This window comes from Cryobacterium roopkundense, from assembly GCF_014200405.1.
Classification (GTDB): domain Bacteria; phylum Actinomycetota; class Actinomycetes; order Actinomycetales; family Microbacteriaceae; genus Cryobacterium; species Cryobacterium roopkundense.
This window is the reverse complement of sequence record NZ_JACHBQ010000001.1, coordinates 4,389,826-4,413,170: the sequence shown is the minus strand read 5'-3', so window position 1 is coordinate 4,413,170 and position 23,345 is coordinate 4,389,826. Positions and strand designations below refer to the sequence as shown.

18 protein-coding genes and 1 tRNA gene are annotated in these 23,345 nt (G+C 64.9%); 6 read left to right on the top strand and 13 right to left on the bottom strand.

Annotation, left to right across the window (positions count from 1 at the left end; genetic code table 11):
• Positions 1-23 precede the first annotated feature (23 nt).
• The 3 genes from BJ997_RS20545 (at position 24) to BJ997_RS20535 (ending at position 4,567) form a co-directional block, all read left to right on the top strand.
• Positions 24-1,094: a DUF418 domain-containing protein gene (locus BJ997_RS20545; RefSeq protein ID WP_084141120.1), complete on the top strand. Its 1,071-nt coding sequence runs from the start codon at positions 24-26 to the stop codon at positions 1,092-1,094.
• Positions 1,095-1,147: 53 nt separating this feature from the next.
• Positions 1,148-3,517, top strand: a complete 2,370-nt coding sequence (locus BJ997_RS21670; protein WP_084141121.1) for an alpha/beta fold hydrolase — start codon at positions 1,148-1,150, stop codon at positions 3,515-3,517.
• A gap of 312 nt (positions 3,518-3,829) precedes the next feature.
• On the top strand, positions 3,830-4,567 hold the full coding sequence (locus tag BJ997_RS20535) for an META domain-containing protein (RefSeq protein ID WP_052542075.1): 738 nt from the start codon (positions 3,830-3,832) through the stop codon (positions 4,565-4,567).
• A 50-nt stretch (positions 4,568-4,617) separates the two neighbouring features.
• Here the strand turns inward: BJ997_RS20535 and BJ997_RS20530 are convergent, their stop codons facing one another.
• From BJ997_RS20530 to BJ997_RS20515, 4 genes are all read right to left on the bottom strand, one after another.
• Positions 4,618-5,079, bottom strand: a complete 462-nt coding sequence (locus BJ997_RS20530; protein WP_052542076.1) for an SRPBCC domain-containing protein — start codon at positions 5,077-5,079, stop codon at positions 4,618-4,620.
• 198 nt (positions 5,080-5,277) lie between these two features.
• Positions 5,278-5,559 carry a hypothetical protein gene (locus BJ997_RS20525; RefSeq protein WP_152602118.1) on the bottom strand — a complete coding sequence of 94 codons (282 nt, stop codon included), beginning with the start codon at positions 5,557-5,559 and terminating at the stop codon, positions 5,278-5,280.
• 17 nt (positions 5,560-5,576) lie between these two features.
• Positions 5,577-6,200: a DUF3267 domain-containing protein gene (locus tag BJ997_RS20520; RefSeq protein ID WP_052542077.1), complete on the bottom strand. Its 624-nt coding sequence runs from the start codon at positions 6,198-6,200 to the stop codon at positions 5,577-5,579.
• 373 nt (positions 6,201-6,573) lie between these two features.
• Positions 6,574-6,663 (bottom strand) — tRNA-Ser (locus tag BJ997_RS20515).
• 86 nt (positions 6,664-6,749) lie between these two features.
• Here BJ997_RS20515 and BJ997_RS20510 point away from each other — a divergent pair.
• The gene (locus BJ997_RS20510) at positions 6,750-7,535 is read left to right on the top strand and encodes an SGNH/GDSL hydrolase family protein (protein ID WP_084141123.1); all 786 of its coding nucleotides are present in this window, start codon (positions 6,750-6,752) and stop codon (positions 7,533-7,535) included.
• Between the two features lie 10 nt (positions 7,536-7,545).
• Positions 7,546-8,910 carry a DNA repair protein RadA gene (gene radA / locus BJ997_RS20505; RefSeq protein ID WP_035835973.1) on the top strand — a complete coding sequence of 455 codons (1,365 nt, stop codon included), beginning with the start codon at positions 7,546-7,548 and terminating at the stop codon, positions 8,908-8,910.
• On the opposite strand, the gene BJ997_RS20500 is transcribed toward radA, so the two are convergent.
• The 5 genes from BJ997_RS20500 to BJ997_RS20480 form a co-directional block, all read right to left on the bottom strand.
• Positions 8,907-9,344, bottom strand: coding sequence for a hypothetical protein (locus tag BJ997_RS20500; RefSeq protein WP_052542078.1), 438 nt, complete (start codon positions 9,342-9,344; stop codon positions 8,907-8,909). The genes radA and BJ997_RS20500 overlap by 4 nt on opposite strands.
• 83 nt (positions 9,345-9,427) lie before the next feature.
• Positions 9,428-10,069: a hypothetical protein gene (locus tag BJ997_RS20495; RefSeq protein ID WP_035835974.1), complete on the bottom strand. Its 642-nt coding sequence runs from the start codon at positions 10,067-10,069 to the stop codon at positions 9,428-9,430.
• Between the two features lie 135 nt (positions 10,070-10,204).
• Positions 10,205-14,956, bottom strand: coding sequence for an ExeM/NucH family extracellular endonuclease (locus BJ997_RS20490; protein WP_084141124.1), 4,752 nt, complete (start codon positions 14,954-14,956; stop codon positions 10,205-10,207).
• A 128-nt stretch (positions 14,957-15,084) separates the two neighbouring features.
• Positions 15,085-15,609 carry an amino-acid N-acetyltransferase gene (locus BJ997_RS20485; RefSeq protein ID WP_035836001.1) on the bottom strand — a complete coding sequence of 175 codons (525 nt, stop codon included), beginning with the start codon at positions 15,607-15,609 and terminating at the stop codon, positions 15,085-15,087.
• Positions 15,610-15,768: 159 nt separating this feature from the next.
• Entirely contained in the window at positions 15,769-18,294 is a 2,526-nt protein-coding gene (locus tag BJ997_RS20480; RefSeq protein WP_035835975.1) for an ATP-dependent Clp protease ATP-binding subunit, read from the bottom strand.
• Between the two features lie 210 nt (positions 18,295-18,504).
• Here BJ997_RS20480 and BJ997_RS20475 point away from each other — a divergent pair, with 210 nt between their 5' ends.
• Positions 18,505-19,941 (top strand): hypothetical protein, encoded by a 1,437-nt coding sequence (locus tag BJ997_RS20475; RefSeq protein WP_052542080.1) that lies wholly within the window; start codon positions 18,505-18,507, stop codon positions 19,939-19,941.
• Between the two features lie 7 nt (positions 19,942-19,948).
• On the opposite strand, the gene cls is transcribed toward BJ997_RS20475, so the two are convergent.
• From cls to lysS, 4 genes are read right to left on the bottom strand one after another with little or no spacing between them, the layout of a single operon-like run.
• Positions 19,949-21,412 (bottom strand): cardiolipin synthase, encoded by a 1,464-nt coding sequence (gene cls / locus BJ997_RS20470; RefSeq protein ID WP_035835976.1) that lies wholly within the window; start codon positions 21,410-21,412, stop codon positions 19,949-19,951.
• Positions 21,413-21,418: 6 nt separating this feature from the next.
• Entirely contained in the window at positions 21,419-21,598 is a 180-nt protein-coding gene (locus BJ997_RS20465; RefSeq protein WP_035835978.1) for a hypothetical protein, read from the bottom strand.
• A gap of 17 nt (positions 21,599-21,615) precedes the next feature.
• On the bottom strand, positions 21,616-21,771 hold the full coding sequence (locus tag BJ997_RS20460) for a hypothetical protein (protein ID WP_160175853.1): 156 nt from the start codon (positions 21,769-21,771) through the stop codon (positions 21,616-21,618).
• A gap of 7 nt (positions 21,772-21,778) precedes the next feature.
• Positions 21,779-23,299, bottom strand: a complete 1,521-nt coding sequence (gene lysS, locus BJ997_RS20455) for a lysine--tRNA ligase (protein ID WP_035835979.1) — start codon at positions 23,297-23,299, stop codon at positions 21,779-21,781.
• Positions 23,300-23,345 lie beyond the last annotated feature (46 nt).

Below are 23,345 nucleotides of genomic sequence, written 5' to 3'. Positions count from 1 at the left end.
TCTGGACCCCGTAGCCTGTTCCCATGCACCCGTTAGCGCTCCGGCCGCGCGACGGGGGTGTTCGGATAGCCGGCGTCGACATCGCCCGAGGTCTGGCGATCGTCGGCATGTTCGTCGCGCACGTGATTCCGCGCGGCACAGACTCAGAACTTCTGGTGGACGGGCGCTCGGCCATTCTGTTCGCCACCCTGGCGGGCGTATCCCTCGGGATCATGACCGGCGGCGCCCAGCCGCTCGTCCGCGGTCAGCGCACGGCTCGAGTGGAGAGCATCCTCTTGCGCGCGCTGCTCTTGTTCGCGCTCGGCGGCGTGCTCGGCAGCCTCAACACCGGCGTCGCAGTGATTCTGGACTACTACGGGCTCATGTTCCTCGTGCTGACTCCGCTTCTTTTCTTACACCGTTGGATTCTGGCCGGGATCGGCTGCACTTTCCTGGTGACAGCACCTCTGCTCGGCGCAGGTCGGGACGAGCTTGACGGCACGCAGCCACCGTTGGCCTATTTCGTCGACTACTACTTTCTGAATGGTTCGTTCCCCATACTGATCTGGGTGCCCTTTCTCCTGGTCGGCCTCATCGCCGCGCGATCGAACCTCACGCGGGAGAGAACGCAGGTGGCCATGGCCGGCTTCGGCGCGTCAGCGGCAGGGGCCGGGTACGGCGCCGCCGCGTTCGTCCCCGGAGTGAGCGCCGTGGCCCATTCCGGGACGATAGCCGAGGTGGTCGGCTCCGGCGGGCTTGCCATCTCGATCATCGGCGGGGTGCTCTGGATCACGGCCCCGCGGAGGCGCTCCCTCGGCGCCGCCGTGCGCGGCGCACTGTGGCCGATCGGAGCGATTGGCTCGATGGCACTGACGGTATACACGCTGCAGATTCTCGCTCTGGCCATCTGCGTCGCCCTGCTCGAGCGCGGCGGCGGGATCGATTATCCAGGCTGGCCGCTGCTGATCGGAATGCTGCTCGCGTCCCTGATTGGAGCCAGCCTGTGGCGGTACTTCCTGGGCACGGGCCCCCTTGAGCGCCTGTTCGCCGCCGCCACGCGAGCGAGTCTGGGGCGACTGCCCCGGCGGTCCAGGGGCATCGGAACTCACACGTGATGGCGCGCACAAGAGAACAGGCGTGAGTGACACGGTGTCTATACGCTGGCCTCATGACCGAACACGTGGACGTCTTGATTGTCGGTGCCGGACTCAGCGGCATCGGTGCCGCCACACACCTGAAGCGCGAACGCCCCGACACGTCTTTCGTCGTGCTCGAATCGCGAAACACCGTGGGCGGAACCTGGGATCTCTTTCGGTACCCCGGCATCCGCTCGGATTCGGACATGTTCACGTTGGGCTACTCGTTCCGCCCGTGGACCGACCCGAAGGCCATCGCTGACGGCGTCTCGATCCGCGAGTACATCGGCGCCACAGTGGCAGACGAGGGGCTGGCAACTCACATCCGCCTCAACACCCGCGTGCTCAGTGCCGCGTGGTCGAGCACGACGGCCGTGTGGACGATCACCGCGGTGAAGACAGCGGGGGCCAAGTACTCAGGTGAAGCTGGCGAGACCATCACCTTCACCTGTTCATTCCTGTCGGTGTGCTCCGGCTACTACCGCTACGACGAAGGCTTCACACCGACCTTCCCTGGAGCGGACGACTTCCGAGGAACGATCGTGCACCCGCAGCACTGGCCCGCCGATCTTGACTACGCCGACAAGCGTGTCGTCATCATAGGGAGCGGGGCGACAGCGGTCACTCTCGTGCCCTCGATCGCAAAACGGGCGAGCCACGTGACCATGCTGCAGCGTTCACCCTCCTATATCGCTCCCGTTGCCTCGCGGGACACCGGTGCGGATCGTCTGCGCTCCCTCCTGCCACCACGGCTCGCCTTTGGGCTGGTGCGGGGCAAGAACATCCTCACGTCGATGTTCACGTATCAGCTCAGCCGCCGCAGGCCGGAGCTGATGAAGTCCATCCTCCGGAAGGCCGCGGTCGCCCGCCTCCCCGCGGACTTCGACGTTGACCGGCACCTTGCCCCGACCTATGATCCCTGGGACCAGCGGCTCTGCGCGATTCCCGACGCCGATCTCTTCGGGGCGATCAGCGACGGGTCTGCCGAGATCGTGACCGACCTGATAGAACGAATCACGCCGGACGGAATCCTGCTGGCATCGAAAATCACGCTGCCGGCAGACATCATCGTGACGGCAACCGGTCTGAACCTCCTGATCATCGGCGGCATCTCGCTGTCGGTCGACGGACGTGCGGTCGACCTGTCAACGTCCCTCGCGTACAAGGGGATGATGCTGTCCGACGTTCCGAACTTCGCGCTCACCATCGGTTACACAAACACGTCGTGGACCCTCAAAGCGGACCTGGTGGCACAGTATGTGTGCCGCCTCCTCGCGTACATGGAGCGGCATGGCTTCGACACCGTCACTCCGCACGCGCCGGAGTCGGTGGCATCCGGCCCCCTCTCGGCCCTGATCGATCTGAAGGCCGGATACATTCAGCGGAGCCTGAGCACGCTGCCCAAGCAGGGTACTCACACGCCTTGGCGCTTGCACCAGAACTACTTCCGAGACTTCGCCCTCCTGCGCGCGGGCGGGCTGAAACGGGATGTGAGTTTCGGTTACCGCGGTGAGCCCGTGCTCCCAGAGGATCCGCTCGCCCTGCCGGGCACCCGCATGCTCGACCTCGCGGGCATCACGGTTCGCTATCGGGTGACCGGGTGCGGCGCACCAGTCCTGGCGCTGCACGGCATCGGCCAGAGCCTCGACGACTGGAACGAACAGCACGATCGGTTGGCGCAGCAGCACACGGTGTACAGCCTCGATCTGCCCGGGTTCGGGTACTCCGACCGGATGCCCGGCGCGGCCAGTCTCGCTCGACTGGCGTCGATCCTGCCCTCGTTCCTTGACGCCATGGGCGTTTCGATGCCCGTCGCGGTCATCGGCAACTCGCTGGGGGGCGCCGTGGCCATGACCTTCGCCGTGAGCCATCCTGAACGGATCGCGGCACTGGTTCTCGCCAATAGCGCGGGCTTCGGGCCGCAGGTCACCCTGGCCCTCCGCCTACTCACGGTCAGGCGGATCGGCAGGTTGCTTCTGCGCCCCAACCTGACAAGCTCGACACGCACGGTGCGGTCGCTGTTCTACGACACCTCTTTCGGGACAACAGAGCGCATCCGTCACTCCCATGCTCTGTCGCGGCGGCGCACACACTCTCAAACTGTGCTCGACCTGGCCCACGATCTGGGAACCCTTCGTGGCATCAGACCTGAATGGCGGGCCGACCTGCTCGCAGCGCTCACACAATTGGACATCCCGACTCTGGTCGTCTGGGGAGATCACGACCATGTGCTGCCGAGCGCGCACCTGCATGCGGCCACGCTGGCCCTGCCCCGGGCGAAATCGCACCTATTCGAGCGGACCGGCCACATGCCTCAGATCGAACGGCCCGACGAGTTTGCCGCGCTCGTCGAGGATTTCCTGAACCGATCCGTTCCGGCGGTGCGCACGAGGCAGGGTTGACTCCTCGGGCACGAAGTACGGGCTCGTGGTGCTGATGCGGGAGCGGGCCCGGGCCCGGGCCCGGTGCAACATCAGCCCGACAGTTTCAGGTTGCACTATCCGATCCCACCGGCACCGGGAAGACCTTGACCTGCAGCACGGGCACTACTACCGTCTCAGTACGTCCCGTTACCCTCCGACTATCACGCCAGTATCGACCGTGAGGGCTGCACCCCTGGTGCTCGTGGAGCATGATTCCGCGCCAACCTTCGGCGTGAACAGAGACTCCACAGCATAGTTATCAGCGATTCACCCGCCCAGTAAGGATGTGACATGGCCGCTCGAAGCACGCTACTCACTCTGCTCGCCGGAGCTGTTGTCGCCGTACTTCTGGGGGGCTGTTCCGCGGCCGGGAACAGCGCTTCCTCGGCACCGCCGACGGGATCGGTGCAGGCCGGCAGCCTGGTAGGAGTCTGGACCGTCGAGGGCGAGTTCAGCACTCCCGAGCGGCCCTACATCGCCTTCGTGCAAGACAACACCTGGAGCGCCTCCGACGGGTGCAACCGGGTGCGTGGCACCTGGCAGGTCGCCTCCGACGGGTCCCTCAGCACCACCTCGGGCCCGCAGACCCTGACCGCCTGCGACGGGGTACAGCTGCCGATGCTCCTGGTCGCGGCCACGTCGGTCGAGGTGGCACAGGATTCGCTGACTCTCATCGGCGTCGGCGACGCCGCGGGGAGCACGGCCCTCGTGCGGTCTTCTGATTCCACCGTCGGTCCTCAGGGGCGCCCCATCGGGTATTGGGCGGAGTCACGTACCCCCGCGTCGCCGTTCCTGAACTTCAGCACAGACGGCACGTATTCCGGCAACGACGGCTGCAACAACCTGACCGGCACCTGGGTCTCGAAAGCCGACGATGCGGTCGTACTCACCGGCGGCGCTACGACGCTGCGGGCCTGCGAGGGAGTGGATGACTGGCTGGGGCGAGCGGTTCAGGGTCGGGTGCTGGCCGGCGTGATGACGCTCCAGGCCGTCGACGGAACCGTCCTGGGCCAGCTCAGTGCCCTCTGACGCGGTCGGCGGCCCCAGCCCGTCGAGCGACCCTCCCCCGCAATCGTGAACTACTGGATGACACCATCGAGGAGGTTCGCGAGCTCGTCGAGTTCGACGTCCCAGCCCTCTCGGTTCTGCTCAAGACGTGCGCGACGGTAGCGGGTGCCGCCGGGGAGCGTGTCAAAGCCCGATTCGATCACCGTGACATCCGTCCCGGTACCTGCATCGGCGATGGTGAAGCGCACGTGCGTCGAGTACTCGTCGAGCTTCTCGGCGGGGATTCCCGACCAACGGAAGCCAAACGAGGCGTCGGGCACCACCTCGGTGATTTCGAGAGGGAAGCTGCCGTAGTCGTCCCAGTCGATGCTGCCGGTAGCACCAGGCTTGAGCGCGGCGAACCCCACACCGTCTCCGAACCACTTGACCATCACCTCGGGGTCGGTCAGCGCCTTCCAGACGCTCGCACGCGAGGCCTCGACGTGAACGGTGCGGGTCACGGTGTGGCCCTTGATTCTTGCGTGATCAGACACGGTGTTTCCTTCACGTTCTCGTCGAGCGCGACGGGACAGCATCCGCCGAGCGGCACGTCAACTGGTTCTGCAAACGCACCCCATTGAGCGTACCTATGATTGCGTCTCTGTTCCCGCAGGAGCCCAATCTGTCGCCGATAACGGTCCACAGGTCCACAGCGGCGCGAAGGCAACTCGCATGCATTTGCGAGGCGTCAGTCAGGTTGCCGAGGTGAGGTAACCGTGGCTGAGGAGCGAGAGACGGTCCAGCAGAGGCGGCAGTAGAGCGTCGAGGTCCTCGTTGAAGAGGAGATGCACCTGTGACTCGAGGATCAGCAGTTCCTTGTGCGGGGCGACGATGCTCTCGTATACGTCACGCGTGTAGGACAGCGGGAAGAGTGGGTCGCCGCGCCCGGCGATGACGAGCACCGGGGAGCTGGCCTCACGATAGGCGTCAGGGTGCTGAATTTTGTTGAGCACCCTATCGCTCTGAGTCCGCATGGAGTATCTCCGATTGGTCAGTGCCCGGTCCGGGTCGATGCGATCGGGCTGAGCGACTGTTCAGCTCCCGGCACGAAGACGTTCAGAGTGTTTCCGTTGTCCCGAATGAGCGCGTTCCGGGGCTGGCGCGACACGAGACACACTTCGACGAAGTCTCCGGCGGATCCAGCGAAGTTCAGCGTCAGCAGGACGTAAGCGGTCATGCGAAAGTCTTCGGGCAGCACCGCCAAGGCAACGACGAGCACAAAGCCCCAGATTACGACCGGCCAGAGAGCGACGATAACCGCTTTTCCACGGCTGAGATATGCATGATTCCCGGTAGTCAAGAAGGGAATTCGCAGCGCGAAGGACGGCTTCACCCTGGTGAGAGCCCATAACGCGCCACCATGAGTGGCTTCATGCAGAGCCATATAGAGGAGGCAAGCGCCAAGCGTCACGACGACCGTGAAGAGAGGAGTCCAGTTCGTCTGAATGGGCAACCTGAGAAACAACGATGCTCCCAGCGCGACGACGACGACCAGCAGGAAGACGCCCTGTACGGCGAGATTGAGTTTCCTGTCTTTCTTCAGGTCAAACGATTGGTGTGCACGGTAGTCGACCGTCAGCTCAGAAGCATCTCGTGGGGAACGGCTTTCGGGCATGTTGAGTCTCCGTCTGCTGTCACCTGGACGTATCCAGTCTTTTGGCCCGTCGAATGAGTAGGCCACCGTGGGGTATTGGTCCGTGTCGACGAATGCGGATATCGAGCGGAATCGGATGGTGCGGATCGATGTATTGATACTCGCGTGCGCTCCCGGTCCCGGGCAGGGCCAAACGTCCCTAGTGCAGGTTGCGGCGCACCCGCGTTGGTCGCCGTTGCGGTCGGGAACTGAACGATGCTGGGCCCAGCCGCGCACCAAAGATGTCAGCGAACCGTCCAGGCACTGTCCCCCAGTAAAAGTTGCCAACACGACCGCCCGGTCAAAGAAAACCCCCTACATCCCAGTGAAACAACGGGATGTAGGGGGTTTTTCGTGGCGGTACCGGTGGGATTTGAACCCACGGTGGAGTCTCCCCCACACGACTTTTCGAGAGTCGCACCTTCGGCCGCTCGGACACGGTACCGGGATTGATCTTAGTTGCCCGCGGGGCCCCGCGCCAATCGACCTTCTGCACAGCGGAGATTCGGTAACGGGCTGTACTCTCAGCGGGTGAGAAAACTGGCCAGCGGCATCCGCTCAATTCTGATTGCCATCGGCATCGGCGTGGCTGTCGTGCTGAAGCTCAGGGGCTTTCGCGAACGGCTGGCCGTGAGCCAGCAAGCACTCAGCGACGCGCAGCCCGTGCATTCGCTGTGGTGGAGGGAGCACGCCAAGGAACGCGGAGAGCTGCTGTACGTGGCGATGGGCGACAGCGCCGCGCAGGGCATCGGCGCGAGCGAGCCGAACCGCAGTTACGTGGGCATCCTCGCGGACCACGTGCGCGCCGCCACCGGACGCTCCGTGCGCGTGATCAACCTCAGCGTCTCCGGTGCCACGGTTGAGCTCGCGGTACGCGACCAACTTCCGCGCTTCGTCAAGCTCTCCCCCGACCTCGTGACGGTGGGAATCGGCGCGAACGACATCGCCCAGTGGGATCCGGATGTGTTCGAAGCCGGGATCCGCCGCGTATTCGCCGTTCTCCCCGCCCACGCGCTCGTGGCCAACCTGCCCTGTTTTCACCTGCCGCAGAACGAGCGCAAGGTGGCTGTGGCCAACGAAATCATTCGCCGGGTTGCGGCCGAGCACGGCCTGACCGTGGCGCCCCTGCACGCCGTCACGAAGCGAGCGGGCATTCGCAGCGTGGCGACCCACGTTGCCGGCGACCTGTTTCACCCCAATGATCGCGGCTACCGCTCGTGGGCCGAGGCGTTTCTCCCCTCCCTCACAGGGCTGGTCGCGAGCCGTTTTGCACCGACCGGGGATCCCGCACGGGAGAGTGTCGGGGGCCGCGGCTAGGCTCGGAGACATGGCCAAACCCGTCTCTTCCTTCCGTTGCACCGAGTGTGGCTGGACCACGCCCAAATGGGCCGGCCGCTGCGGCGAATGCCAGCAGTGGGGCACCGTGGTCGACGCGGGACAGGGCGTGGGCATCATCCGCAACCTCAGAGCCACCCAGGTGAGTGGCGACGGCATTGCGCGCCCCATCACAGACGCCCAAACGGATGCCGCGGCTCACTGGCCCACGGGAATCAACGAGTTCGATCGTGTGCTTGGCGGTGGCATCGTTCCTGGCTCGGTCATTCTGCTCAGCGGCGAGCCCGGCGTGGGCAAGTCCACGTTGCTGCTCGAGGTGGCCTCGAAAGCCGCGGCGGCCAAGTCGCGAGTGCTCTACGTGAGCGCCGAAGAGTCCGTGAACCAGGTGCGGCTTCGCGCCGAACGCACCTTCGCCCTCGAGCCGGAGCTCTACATCGCGGCCGAAACCGACCTCGGCACCATCCTCGGCCAGATCGACGCGGTCAAGCCCGACCTGCTCATCGTCGACTCGGTGCAGACAGTGTCGAGCGCGCTGAGCGACGGCTCGGCGGGCATGCCGAGCCAGGTGCGGGAGGTGGCATCCACTCTCATTCGCGTGGCAAAAGACCGCGACCTGCCGGTGCTGCTCGTGGGCCACGTTACGAAAGACGGCTCCATCGCCGGGCCGCGCGTGCTCGAACACCTCGTCGACGTGGTGTGCCAGTTCGAGGGCGACCGCCAGACCTCGCTGCGGTTCGTGCGCGCCCTGAAGAACCGCTTCGGCCCCACGGACGAGGTCGGCTGCTTCGAGATGACCGGAGACGGCATCGCCGAAGTTCCAGATCCGAGTGGTCTCTTTCTCAGCCGTGGCTCCGAGCCCGTGTACGGCACGTGCGTCACGGTGGCCATGGAAGGCCGGCGCGCGATGCCTGTGGAGGTGCAGGCGCTCGTCACGAAGACGTCCGCGCCCAATCCGCGCCGGGTCACGAGCGGGATCGACCCGTCTCGGGTGGCGATGCTGCTCGCCGTGCTGCAGGAGCGCGTGAAGATGGACCTCTCCGCCATGGACGTCTACGTGTCGACTGTCGGGGGCATCCGTCTCACCGAGCCGGCCGCCGACCTCGCGATCGCCCTCGCCATCGCCTCGGCCATGACCAACCTGCCGATCGCGCATGACGTGGTGGCGTTCGGGGAGATCAGCCTGGCCGGCGAGATCCGTGCCACGTCGGCGGCGAAGCAGCGCTCTAACGAGGCCAAACGCCTGGGGTTCTCCAACCAGGTGGATGCCGCGAGCGGCTCGATCCAGGCGGCCGTCGCCTTCGCGCTCACCACCGGCCGCGACCCGCGCGATATCGAGCTCGACGAGGCCTTCCGCTAGCCGAGGCTCGAAATGTCGTGCGGGGCACCTTCGCCGGGCTGCTCGCCGAGCGCGCGCATGAGGTCGGCGGGCGCCGCTTGCATGACGTTGGGTCCGGCGATGTCGAAGAACACCATTTCGAGGGTGCGTTCGTGCACGGTAAGAAACTCGCGAAGCCACTGCCCATCGGCGACCATCACCTGGGGATCCACCTCGTCGGGGACCATGGCCGCGTAGTTTTCGGCGGACGAGAAGAGCAGCAGCATGCGCTTGTCGGTGCCCTCCCGCCCGAAGACGCGCACCTGCTCCGCGTTCCCGTTCACGACGAGTTGCGGCACTATCATCACGTCATTGCGCAGGGCGTAGGCCACAGCCACGACATCTTGCTGGGCAAGCGCGGTCGCGAGCGCCTCGGAGTACGTGGCCACGGGAGGAGTCTCTTCTGCTTCTGTCACCCCTCCATTCAATCAGGAGCACGACCCGCCGCGCACGCCGAAGCGCACGCCCCGAGCGAACGCCACCACCACCTGCCGACGGGCTAGTAGAGCAGGATCTGCTTAGGGCTGGCGGCAGCGATGCTGTCTACGGTCACGTTGAGGAAGTACGACGCGCCGCCGGCCGGGGCGGCGTCGCGGGTGGCGGCCTCGCAGGTGTCGACGGCCGAGCGCGTGCGGTCCCACGCGATCGGGGTGGAGGAACTGACCGCGATACCGGGTTTGAGCGTCACTTCGGCGTCGGCGGGCTCCGTCTGGCAGTCCGTCGACGTCCAGTAGGTGTCTTTGCCGCTCGTGATGGTGAAGACCTGTGCGGCCGTCCCCGCGTTGATCACGCACGTCGTGGTGCCGTTGTTCAACAGGCTCAGCGTGAGTTGCGGCAACTCGCCGGGGTTGTAGGAGCTCTTGTCGGTGAGTGCCTCAACCGTGACGTTGGACGGGTCGCAGGGAGCACCGTCAACGGCGGGAGGCGCCGCCGCGGCTGTTGTCGGGGTGTCCGTCGACGATGCCACGGCGTCGCTCTTCGCTGCGTCTGTGTCGCCGGTCTGACCGCTGCTCGCCCCGGGTTTGAAAATCACCAGCGCGATGATCACGATCACCGCAAGGAGTCCGAGTGCAACTACAAAACGCCGGCGCCGGTACACCTTGCTGGACTGGCGGCCGAGAGGATGCTTGATCGTCGACATGCCCCTAGGTTATTGAGGTTCAGTGCCGCGAACCGGTAATGGCGTGCGTGTCGGCAGCAATTGCCACCGAAATGCGCGGGGCCCGCACGCGATCGGAGATTTCCGGTCGTGTGCGGGCCCCGCGCAGCCAGCGGGCTAGTGGTGCCCGTACTTCGGCGGCTTCGGCGACTTCTTGGCCTTGTCAACCTTCACATCGGTCCAGCCAATCACGTCGCCGTCCGTGTTCTGCGCGGAGATGCTGTACTTCCCGTGCTTGAGGTCGTCGGCGAGCGTGACACTCACGGTTCCGTCGGCGTTCACGAGCAACCAACCCCCGAGGTTGTCGGCCTTCTTCTTGGAGTAGCCCCACACCGACACGTACTCTCCGGCGAGCTTCTTTCCGACCTCGATAACGACCGTGTCACCGGCCTGATAGGAGTTCTCATCGGTGTCGATCGCGTTCTTGAGCTTCTTGGTGAGGTCCTTCTCGGAGGCTGCGGTGGGCGCCTCCCCCGGTTCGGCACTCACGGCCACCGAAATGGCCAGCCGCACAATAGTGCCGGACTCCGCCGCAGTCATCTCGAGAACGCTGTTCTCCACAGCATCGGCCGGCACCGTGACGGTGACCGTGGCCGTGCCGGTCGAGTCAACGGATGCCGTACCCACGTCGGTGCCCGACCAGCTCAACGCGAGCTGGGTGTTCTTCGGTGCGCCGAGCGAGGTGAGGTTGAGGCTGCCAGCCGTGAAGGTGACGGTGTCACCCGGGTTGACCGCAGCCGTCGGGGCGCCGGTGATCGAGGCCTGAGTAGCTGCGAAAGACGGAGACAACGGGCTATTGCCCTGGATGTAGGAGATCCAGGCGTCCCGGTCGACGAGACCCGAATCGCGGGTGTCCGTTCCGTTCGTGAACTCCCGGAAGTTGTCACCACCGGTGAGCAGGAAGTTGAACGAACCGATGCGGTAGGACTGCGCCGGGTCGATCTGCGCGCCGTCGATCCAGATGCCCGTTACGCGGTCACCCGCGGCACGACTGGCATCAAAGGTGTAGTTCACGTTGTCGCTTAGGCCAAGTTGCAGGAACGGACGGCTCGGAACAGTGCCATCGGCGTTGGTCTGCCACTGCTGTTCGAGAACGGTCTTGAACTGCGCCCCGGTGAGGCTCGTCGTCCAGAGATTGTTTAGGAACGGCAGCACTGCATTGGCTTCGGCGTAGGTCACGACGCCGTCGGGAGCGAGCGAGAGGTCCGAGCGCATACCGCCGGGGTTGACGATGCCAATTTCGGCACCCCCGATGGTCGGGACGGCCAACGATGCCCGCAGCGAGTTCGCCACGAGAGTGCCCATGGTGGAGGGAGCCATGCGGTTTTCAACGCACGGTGCGACTCCGCCGGCGCAGGCCCGGGTGATATCGGCGGTGACCGACCCCACCGGAACATTGCCCTGGATGGCCGCCTCGGCCAACGCGGCCTTCGTGATGGACTCCACCTCGGCGGCGCGCGGGTACGCGGCCACGAGATCAGCGTCAGCTGTGGTTGAGCGGGCCACGTTGCGGTTCGTCACCGTGGTCGTATCACCGGTCGCGATGTCGTAGTTGAGCACGACCTGGCCCACGTTGTCGCCGTAGCTTCCCGTCTGCAGCACCGGGCGGGTCACGCCATCGGCCGCGCCGGGAACCTGAGCGTCCCACGCGTACGTCTTGTGCGTGTGACCGGTGAAGATCGCGTCGACCTCAGCCGACGTGTCGTTGACAATGCTGGCGAAGGCCCCGCCTGCGGCAAGTTCCTGCTCCAGCGTCGCGCCATCGGGTGTTCCCGCTCCGGCACCCTCGTGGTATTCGGCGATCAGAACATCCGCTTCGCCGTTCGACGGGTCACCGTCGGTGAGTTGGGCGGCAACGCGGTTGACAGCCGCGACGGGGTCTCCGAAGCTGAGGCTCGCAATGCCGTTGGGCGATACGAGCGACGGGGTCTCTTCCGTGACGGTTCCGATCACGCCCACCTTGACGCCGTCCACGTCGATGATGACGTATTCCTTCATGGCGGGAGTCTCCGTGCCCACGTTGTAGACGTTGGCACCGAGGTAGTCGAAGTCGGCAGCGTCGGCCACTCGGCCGGTCAGGTCCGCGAAGCCCTGGTCGAATTCGTGGTTACCCACGCCAGAGGCCGCGAGGCCGAGGGCGTTGAGCACGTCGATGGTGGGCTGGTCGTTCTGTGACGCCGAGGCGAACAGGGACGCGCCGATGTTGTCGCCGTCGGAGAGGAAGAGCGAGTTGGCGTCGCCGTATTCGGCTTTCAGCTTCTCAATGGTTCCGGCGAACTTGACAGTGTTGGAGTCGATGCGTCCGTGAAAGTCGTTGATGTTGAGCAGGTTGAGCTCAACCGAGGTGGGAGTTGCGAGGTTGAGCCCGAGCACGACCGGGTCGTGGTCGGAGGAACGGTACGCATCGGCTGCGTAGAAGTCCGTCACATTGTTGTTGTAGCGGCTGTACTCGAGGGCGACCGACTCGACGGAGTTGATGTTCCAGATGTCGACGTCGTTCACCGTTGCATCCGCTTCGGGCGACGCAAACACGTGGTCGAGCGAGCCGACCGTGCCGCCGAAGGCGTAGCTGTATTCGCCGGTCTTGGCGCCCTGGTTCACGTAGCCGGCGTCGGTAATGACACGGATCGGATCTTCCTGGTCGTAGGCGTTGAAGTCGCCGAGAAGGAAGACCTTCTCGATCCCGGTTGTGGTGGTGCGCTCGTCGGCGAAAGCCACGAGCGCCGTGGCCTGCTCGACACGCGTGGCGTTCGAAGCTCCCTGACCGTCGCCCTGGTCCGCGTCGGCGCCGGATCCGGAGCCCTTGGACTTGAAGTGGTTCACGATGGCGAGGAAGGAGCTGCTGTCGTCGCCGACCAGCTGGAACGCCTGCGCGAGGGGCTCGCGTGCACGCCCGTTGAAGGCAACCGAATCAGCCAGGATGACCGATTCGCCCACGGTTTCAACAGTGTCGACCTTGTAGATGAAGGCGGTGCGGATGACATCTTCCGATACGGGGAGGGTGGCCGGCGAGGCGGCGAAGCCCCAGACTGTGCTTCCGGCGTCGGCGTTGAGGGCCGTCACGAGGTTGGACAGGGCGTCGTCGCGGTTCTTGTCGAATGCCGCCGAGTTCTCGATCTCTTCGAGCGAGACCACGTCTGCGTCGAGAGCGTTGATAGCCTCAACGATCTTGGCCTGCTGGCGCTCGAAGTTCACGTCATTAGCCGCGCCTCGGGCCAGGCAGCCGCCGCGGACCGTCGTCGGGTCGCCGGCACGGTCGGTGTAGTAGGTGCACCCGCTGAGCGAGGTCCCCACGGTGGAGAAGTAGTTGAGCACGTTGAAGCTCGCGAGACGGATGTCGCCCCCCACGTCCTCGGGAGCCGCGTTGCGGGTGTTGGAGAAGGTGGCCGGCTGCACGGTGGACGCGTTGGCCGCGGTCAGCGCCTCGGTGGGCTGGAACTTCCAAGCCGAGTTGCGGTAGTCGAGAATGACGGGCTTCGTGAAGGTCACCGCAGCGCCGATGCGCACAGGGTCAGCCAGACTGAGGTACGGAACCGGGGTGCCCTGATTCGCGGACGACAGGAAATTCGTGCTCGCGCCGTCATCGAGGGTCACGGCACGTGCGGCGTTGTCGGCGATGGCCGTCGTGTACTCGGCCGATCCGGGGCGTGCGGTGACGGTGGGGTTGACCAGCGGCGTCGTTCCGGCCGCGAGGCCGATCTCGGCGTACTGGTTGGTCGTGTAGTTGTTCGTCACGGTGAAGTCGCCCTGGGGCGCAATCAGCATGCCTTCGAGCGACTCGCGCGCGGCAGCCGTTTCGGGCAGCGCCACCGTGGCCGGCGTCGGGTCGACGATTCCGGCGTCATCCAGTGCGCTGATACCGGCGAGGGACGTCACGTTGAGTTCGGTGAGACCGTAGTACTCGGTGACGTTTCCGGTCACGGACAGGTAGTCGCCCACGGCAACGGATGCGGCGAGGGTGCCCGTGTAAACGAAGATGCCGTCAGACGCAGTGTGCGTGCCGAGGTCGATCATGCCGCCGGTGCCGGCGGTCTGCAGGTAGAACCCGGCAAGTCCGCCGGTCGGGTAGGACGCCGTGACGATTCCCTCGGTCTTGACGGTGGAACCGACGAAGGGGCTCGTGTCCGTCGTGCCCTGGATCGTGCTGATCGGAGTGACGTCCGTCGGCGCCGGGGTGTCCGTGGGTGTGGGGGTATCGGTCGGAGTCGGCTCGACCGGCGCTGCAGTTTCCCCTGCTGAGTTCGTGGGGGTCGGGGCCGCGGTCGTGAAGTCGGCAGCGTTGACATCGCTGTCCACGAAGGATGAGCGGTTGACCGAGGTGGTGACGGATGCGGCGGTCGACGCCGTGCCCTCATACGTGTTGGAGGAGCCGTAACCGAGCAGATCAATGATCGCCGGGTTGCCCACGATCGAGCCGACCGGCGGGGTTGTCAGCGCGGTGGCCTGGTCGGCGAAGAAGATCGTTCCCGACCCGCCGGCGAATGAGACGCTGAGGGCGGCGTCGGGAGTGGGAAGCGCGGCACCGTTCGCGGCGTTCGAGCTGCCCTGCACCAGGTAGTAGCCACCGGCTTCGATCGTGCCAGATAACGGGATCGTGCCGGTGGGATTGACCACACCGGTTGCCGAGCGGTATTGGATGGACGTGCCATCGAGTGACACGTCGGCGGCAGTGGGGTTGTAGAGTTCCACGAACTTGTGGAGGTAGGTGGCCCCGGCGCTGCCACCGTTCAGGTAGGCCTCGTTGATGATCACGCCGGTGCCGTCTGTGCTGGCGGCGGCGGGCAGGGCAACCAACGGAGCAGCCACAAGGCTCACTCCCAGAACTGCCGCGGAAATGAGCGTCGAAACGCTCCTGGACGGATGTTTCATTGGTTCCCCTATGAATTTGCAAAGCTCCGGCTGGTCTTCGCAGACTAGCTAGGCCACGTGTCGATTAGGTTAACTCGACAAACTTTGCTCACATGAGCACCTGCTCCGGAAAAGAGTTTTCCTGGCGTTCATCCCGACAGGGCAGTCACAGCCTTGACCATTCGGGTATTGCCCAGAGTGTTCGGTTTCACGCGTGCGAGGTCGAGAAACTCGGCCACACCCTCGTCGTGGGAGCGCACGAGCTCGGCATACACCGCCGGGTCGACAGTTTCAGTCCCCATATCGACGAAGCCGTTGCGGCTGAAGAACGGCACCTCGAAGGTGAGGCAGAACAGGCGGCTCAGGCCGAGTTCGCGCGCGTCCACTTCGAGGCGCTCGAGCAGGGCATGGCCCACCCCGTGGCCGAGCCACGCGGCATCCACGGCCAGGGTACGCACCTCGCCGAGGTCCTCCCAGATCACGTGCACGGCGCCGCAGCCGATCAGGTTGCCGGCGGCGTCTTCGGCAACACGAAATTCCTGTACCGCCTCATAAAACACGACGAGGTCCTTGCCGAGCAGGATGCGCTGCTGCACGAGGGGCTCCACGAGCGCCTGGATGCCGGGAACGTCGCTTGTGCGCGCACGACGCACCGTGTATTCGGATGTGCTCACAGGGTCGGCCTCTCGCTCGTTCCTCATTCAGGAGGAAAACTCCAGTCTAGGGAGCGGGCAAGCGGATGCGCGACGAAGGCCCGGCAGAGAAACTGCCGGGCCTTCGTGGTGGTAGTGCTGGTGGTAGTGCTGGTGGTAGTGCTGGTGGTAGTGCTGGTGCTAGTCGCTCGTGATGGCGAGGTCTGGCGTCGCCGGACCTGTGCCCACGCTGGCCGAGGTGTTCACTCCCACACCCACGGCCTCTGAACGAGACGTGGTCACGAAGACGAACTTGCCGTCGACGAAGTCCACGTGAACGTGATCTCCCGCGTTGAGCTCACCCTGCAGGATCTTCTCCGACAGACGGTCCTCGACCTCGCGCTGGATCGCGCGACGCAATGGACGTGCTCCGAGCGTCGGATCGAAGCCCACCTCGATCAGGTGTTCCTTGGCCGCGACCGTGAGTTCAACCGTCATGTCGCGGTCGAGCAGGCGAACGCCGAGACGCTTGATGAACAGGTCGACAATCTGAAGCAGCTCGGGCTTCGTCAGCTGCGGGAAGACGATGACCTCGTCGACGCGGTTGAGGAACTCGGGCTTGAAGTGCTTCTTCAGCTCGTCTTTCACCTTGCCGGCCATGCGCTCGTACCCGGTGGTCGAATCGCCCTCGAGCTGGAAACCAACGGGGCCACCCGAGATGTCCTTGGTACCGAGGTTGGTCGTCATGATGATGACAGTGTTCTTGAAGTCGACGACGCGTCCCTGGCCATCCGTCAATCGGCCCTCTTCCAGAATCTGGAGCAGGGAGTTGAAGATGTCCGGGTGAGCCTTCTCGATCTCGTCGAACAGCACCACAGAGAACGGCTTGCGGCGCACCTTCTCGGTGAGCTGGCCGCCCTCTTCGAAGCCGACGAACCCGGGAGGAGCACCGAACAGACGCGACACTGTGTGCTTCTCGCCGTACTCACTCATATCGAGTGAGATCATCGCAGCCTCGTCGTCGAACAGGAACTCGGCGAGCGCCTTGGCCAGCTCGGTCTTGCCCACGCCGGTGGGGCCGGCGAACACGAAGGAACCGGAGGGACGCTTCGGGTCCTTGAGGCCCGCACGGGTGCGACGGATGGTCTTGGCGAGCGCCGAGATGGCCTCTTCCTGACCAATGACGCGCTGGTGTAGCGCCTTCTCCATGAACACGAGGCGAGCGGACTCTTCCTCGGTGAGCTTGAAGACGGGGATGCCGGTGGCCTGGGCCAGCACCTCGGCGATCAGGCCCTCGTCGACAACCGCCGTGGACTTGACGTCTCCGGACTTCCACTTCTTCTCGAGGCGCAGACGCTCGCCGAGGAGGTTCTTCTCCTCGTCGCGCAGCCCGGCCGCCTTCTCGAAGTCCTGCTCCTCGATGGCGAGTTCCTTGGCGGCGCGCACCACGGCGATCTTCTCGTCGAATTCGCGCAGCTCGGGCGGGCTCGACAGGATCGACAGGCGCAGGCGGGCGCCGGCCTCGTCGATCAGGTCGATGGCCTTGTCGGGCAGGAAACGGTCTGACACGTACCGGTCGGCGAGGTTCGCCGCTGCCACGAGAGCGCCGTCGGTGATCGACACCTTGTGGTGTGCCTCGTAACGGTCCCGGAGGCCCTTGAGGATGTTGATCGTGTGGGGCAGCGACGGCTCGTTGACCTGGATCGGCTGGAAGCGGCGCTCGAGGGCTGCATCCTTCTCAAAGTGCTTACGGTACTCGTCGAGGGTCGTCGCACCGATGGTCTGCAGCTCACCGCGGGCCAGTAGGGGCTTCAGGATGCTCGCGGCATCGATGGCTCCCTCTGCGGCGCCGGCACCGACGAGAGTGTGGATCTCGTCGATGAACACGATGATGTCGCCGCGGGTGCGGATCTCCTTGGTGACCTTTTTCAGCCGCTCTTCGAAGTCACCGCGGTAGCGGCTTCCGGCGATGAGCGAGCCGAGGTCGAGGGAGTAGAGCTGCTTGTCTTTCAGCGTCTCCGGAACATCACCCTTGACGATGGCCTGGGCAAGACCCTCCACGACGGCGGTCTTGCCGACGCCGGGCTCACCGATCAGCACGGGGTTGTTCTTGGTGCGGCGAGACAGGATCTGCATGACCCGCTCGATCTCCTTCTCGCGCCCGATCACCGGGTCGAGCTTGTTGTCGCGCGCCGACTGGGTGAGGTTGCGACCGAACTGGTCGAGCACCTGACTGCCGGCTGTGTTGGCGGGCTGCTCGTTGGCTCCGACCTGCACCTGCTCCTTACCCTGGTAGCCGCTCAGCAGCTGGATGACCTGCTGGCGCACGCGGTTGAGGTCTGCCCCGAGCTTCACGAGAACCTGAGCGGCAACACCCTCCCCCTCGCGGATGAGGCCGAGCAGGATGTGCTCAGTGCCGATGTAGTTGTGGCCGAGCTGCAGCGCTTCGCGCAGGCTCAGCTCAAGAACCTTCTTCGCACGCGGCGTGAAGGGGATGTGTCCGGTGGGCTGCTGCTGACCCTGACCGATGATGTCCTGCACCTGTTCGCGCACGGCATCCAGCGAAATGCCGAGGCTCTCCAGAGCCTTGGCTGCAACGCCTTCACCTTCATGGATCAGACCGAGCAGAATGTGCTCCGTGCCGATGTAGTTGTGGTTGAGCATCTTGGCCTCTTCCTGGGCCAAAACGACGACGCGACGAGCTCGGTCGGTAAATCTCTCAAACATATGATCGCTCCCTTGGCGCCAGGGCAGTTGGTGCCGTTACATCGAGAGTAACCAGCCCGGCTGGGTTGTACGGCTTTGTTCGCCGTAGGCGTGACGGAAGTCTGCACAGCGGATGCCGCAGCCTCGTCCACGGGTCTGGCGAAGACCCCCGATTGGGGCCATAGTGTCAGCAATCAGCGGGGCATCCAGCGTGAATGGAAGGCGGAGTCCATGGACCAGTCAGCGGGCGGTGCGGAGCCGGGCGACGCGACAGCCGCAAATGCCGCGCGGGAGATCGCGCGCCTGTCGGCCGAGAACGCGCGGCTGCGCGAGCAGGTCGCCGCCACCGCCGTGATCGAACCCACAGCGCCGGTCACCACCACCCAGCGGGAGCACCACCGCGGTCGGGCATTCGTGGCGGCTCTTCTCGTAGCGGTGGGCGTGCTCCTGGCCCCGACGGCCGTCATCACGGCCTGGACGAAGACAGAGGTGACCGATACCGAACGCTTCGTCTCGACATTCGCGCCCCTCGCCTCCGACCCGGCGGTGCAGGCGGTGCTGGTGGACGACATCGTCACGCAGATCGACCAGCGAATCGACATCAACGCGCTCGTCGGCGATCTCTTCGACGGACTCGCCACCCTCAACCTGCCACCCAACGCGGCGGCGGCCCTGCAACTCTTCGAAGCCCCCGCCGCCCAGGGGGTGGAATCGCTGATCCGCAGCACCACCGAGTCGGTGATCACCTCGCAGGCCTTTGCCGACGTGTGGGCACAGACCCTGCGGGTGAGCCACACCCAGCTCATTGCGGCCTTGCAAGGAGACACGTCGGGGACCGTGGTCATCGGACCCAACGGTGAGCTGGGCATTCAGATCGGCCCGATCATCGACGCCGTGAAGACCGAACTTGTGGCCCAAGGCCTCACGATCGCGCAGAACATTCCGAGCATCGACCGCACCATCCAGGTCGCTCAATCCGACTCGCTCGTGCAGGCACGCACCGGATACGAAGTGCTCAACACTCTCGGCGTGTGGCTGCCGATTGTGGCTCTCGCGTTTCTCGCGGCCGGAGTGCTCACCGCGAAGCGCCGGGCGCGCACGCTGATCTTAGCGGGGAGTTTCCTCGCCCTGATGATGGCTGTTCTTGCCGCTGGGTTGTCCATCGGCCGCATCATCTTTGTGAACACGGTGTCCCCCGCCTACCTCCCGATCGGCGCCGCGCAGGCGTTCTACGACGCCGTCACGCCCTACCTCTTCAGTACCGCCCTGTCGGTGGGTCTCGTGGGGTTCGGCGTGGCCGTGGTGGCCTACCTCGCGGGTCCCTTCACCGGTGGCCGCAACCTGCGTCGCGCCACGGTGCACGGCGCCGCCCTGGCCCGCGCGTCCGCTGAACGCGGTGGTGTGACGACCGGCCGGTTCGGAGTCTGGCTGTACAGCGTCCGGCGCGTCGTCCGGGTGGCCGTCGTCGTGGTGGCCGCAGCCGTGATCGTGTTCGTCCGCCCGCTGACGCCGGGCGTGATCGGCTGGACCGTGCTCATCAGCATCGTGGTCATCGTGCTGCTGGAACTGCTGATGCGTCCCGAGGCGCACGAGGTGCAGACACCGGAGGAGGCAGAAGCAGAATTCGTGCCCGTCGAGGCCGCGGCCAGCGCGCGCGACACTGACTGACGGCGGGCTACTGAACGGCGGAGGTCAGTCGCGCGAGGTTGTCGAGCACTGTCGAGCGCAGCGGCTGCTTGAGCCAGGTCTCGAGCGTGAGTTCTGTGCTGTTGGCCCGGTAGCCGTCTTCCATCTTGCGCAGGTCCTGAACGAAAGACTTGCCACGCACCATGAGTGACACTTCCATGTTGAGGCTGAAGGAGCGCATGTCCATGTTGCTTGAGCCGATCACCGCCACGTCTTCGTCGATCGTGAAGTGCTTGGCGTGCAGGATGTACGGCGCCTGGTACATGTAGATGTGCACACCGGCCGTGAGCAACTCCTCATAGTAGGAGCGCTGCGCATGGTAGACGAGGGCCTGGTCGCCGATCTCGGAGACGAACAGCTCCACGTGGATTCCGCGCTGTGTCGCCGTGGTGATCGCGTAGGCCATGGCCTCATCGGGCACGAAGTACGGGCTCGTGATGATGATTCGATCCTGCGCGTAGTACAGCATCGCGAGGAACAGGCGCAGGTTGTTCTCACCCTTGAACCCCGGGCCGCTCGGCACCACCTGGCAGTCGAGGCCCTCCAGACCGAGGTTCGGCACCGTCGGCTCCACATCGCGGGTGAGCAGCTCGTCGGTCTCGCTGTACCAGTCGGTGATGAAGATCGCGTTGAGCCCGAGCACGATCGGCCCCTCGACCCTGGTCATCAGGTCTTTCCACTGCAGGCCACGGCGGATGTTGCGGCGCATGTTGTAAGAACGGTCGATGATGTTCTGTGAGCCCATGAAACCAACGAGACCGTCGACGATCAGCAGCTTGCGATGATTGCGCAGATCGGGCCGCTGCCATTTTCCGCGCAGCGGCTGCACCGGCAACATCAGCTCCCAGCTCACCCCGGCATCCGTCAAACGCTGCTTGGTCTGCCGGAAGCCGGGCTTGCGCATGGACTGGATGTGGTCCATCAGCACGCGCACGGTGACGCCGCGGGTGACGGCGTTCTCCAGGGCGTCGAAAAACGGCGCTGTGGTGGTGTCGAGTGACAGGATGTAGAACTCAACGTGCACATACTTGCGTGCCGCATCGATGTCCGCGATCATCGTGTCGATCGACTCCTGGTACTCGCCAAGGAGGCTCGCGCGGTTGTCACCGACGAGCGGCATGGCGCCGAGGTTGCGGTTGAGCTCCACGACGGATTCAAGCCAGCTAGGCCATGGCTGGTCGCGGTCCACGCGTTCCATACCCTCGGTGCTCTCGCGGATGAACCTGTTGATCTCCTCCTGCTTGGCCAGCCGCTTCTTCGGAAGCGTTCGATAGCCGATGAGCAGAAAGAGCAGCACGCCCACGTACGGGATGAAGAAGATCGTGAGCAACCACGCCATGCCCGACATGGGCCGTCGGTTGCGCGGCACGACAATGATCGCCACGATTCTCACCGCGAAGTCGATGATGAAAGCCAGCAGTACGGTGATGGTCAGGCCATCGAAACCGAACATGTGGAATTAGGTGGCGGGCTTGTCTAGACCGAGACGCTCGCGTTCTTCGGCTTCCATGCGGGCGTAGACCTTCCGCTCGGTGCGGTCAGCCCGCAGAATTGAGCGCAGCAAACCCCAGAACAGCAGTCCCAGAAAAATGGTGGGCACAACCGAGAAGAGCGCGTTACCCCAGAAGTTCTCAATCACCTTCTTAGACTACAGCGCTACTTCGTGAGAATGCCGTACAGGCCACTGCCCACGAGGTAAAGGCCCACCCCGCTGACGACGATCCAGAGCGCGATTCTGCTCTGCGACGGCGGCTTACGGCCGTTCTTGTCGGGCTTCTCCGGCTCAAGTTCGCCTTTGGGCAGATAGCTCATCGCACACTCACTTCACGAGGGGGAACAGGATGGTTTCACGGATGCCGAGCCCGGTCAGGGCCATCAGCATCCGGTCGATGCCCATGCCCATGCCACCGGTCGGCGGCATGCCGTGCTCGAGGGCACGCAGGAATTCTTCGTCGAGACGCATAGCCTCAGGGTCGCCGTCTGCGGCCAGTCGAGCCTGTTCGACGAAACGCTCGCGTTGAATGACGGGGTCGACGAGCTCGGAATAGCCTGTCGCGAGTTCGAAGCCGCGCACGTAGAGGTCCCACTTCTCGACGACGCCGGCGATCGACCGGTGGCCGCGCACAAGCGGGCTCGTGTCAATGGGGAAGTCCATCACGAAGGTGGGCCGGGTGAGGTCACCCTTCACGAAGTGCTCCCACAGCTCCTCCACATACTTGCCGTGGATCGGGTGGTCGATCTCAAGTTCCTCGCGCGCTGCGAGGGCCTTGAGCTCCTCGATCGGCGTCTCGGGCGTGATCGTGATACCGGCCGCAGCCGAGAGGCTGTCATACATGCTGATGCGTGCCCAGTCGCCGCCGAGGTCGAATTCGGTGCCGTCCGCCCAGGTGACAACGTGTGATCCGGCGATAGCGAAAGCGGCGTCCTGGATCAGCTTCTGGGTGAGGTCCGCGATCGAGTTGTAGTCGCCGTACGCCTCATACGCCTCAAGCATGGCGAACTCAGGCGAGTGCGTGGAGTCGGCGCCCTCGTTGCGGAAGTTGCGGTTGATCTCGTAGACGCGGTCGATGCCGCCGACGACGGCCCGCTTGAGAAACAACTCCGGTGCGATGCGCAGGAACAGCTCGGTGTCGAAGGCGTTGCTGTGCGTGGCGAACGGGCGAGCGGATGCCCCGCCGTGCATCACCTGCAACATCGGCGTTTCGATCTCCAGAAATTCGAGGTCGGTGAACGTCTTCCGCAGGCTCGCGACGGCCTTCGAGCGGGCGATCACGTTGCTGCGCGCCTGCTCGCGGTTGATCAGGTCGAGGTAGCGGCTGCGCACGCGGGTCTCTTCGCTGAGTTCGGTGTGCAGGTTGGGCAGGGGCAGCAGCGCCTTGGCGGCGATCTGCCACTCGCTCACCATGATCGACAACTCACCGCGGCGGCTGGAGATGACCTGGCCGGAGACGAACACGTGGTCGCCGAGGTCGACGAGATCCTTCCACGCGGCGAGCGACTCATCGCCCACCTCGCCGAGGGAGACCATGGCCTGAATGCGGGTGCCGTCGCCGGACTGCAGGCTTGCGAAACACAGCTTGCCGGTGTTTCGGGAGTGCACCACGCGGCCGGCGAGGCCGACCGTAACGCCGGTCACGGCATCCGCTTCGAGGTCGCCGAACCGGGCACGAACCGCCGGGATAGTGTCGGTGACGGGAACTGACACCGGGTACGCGCCGCCGGCTGGTGAGGTGGCCGCAGCATTCAGGCGATCTCGCTTACCCAGACGCACGAGCTTCTGCTCGTTCATCTCGGCGGGGGTGAGCTCGGCGTCGGGGTTCATGCTCATGCGGGTCTCCATTGCCAGGGCCCGCCGGATGGTTCGCGGTGGGCTCGGTGTGTGTCGG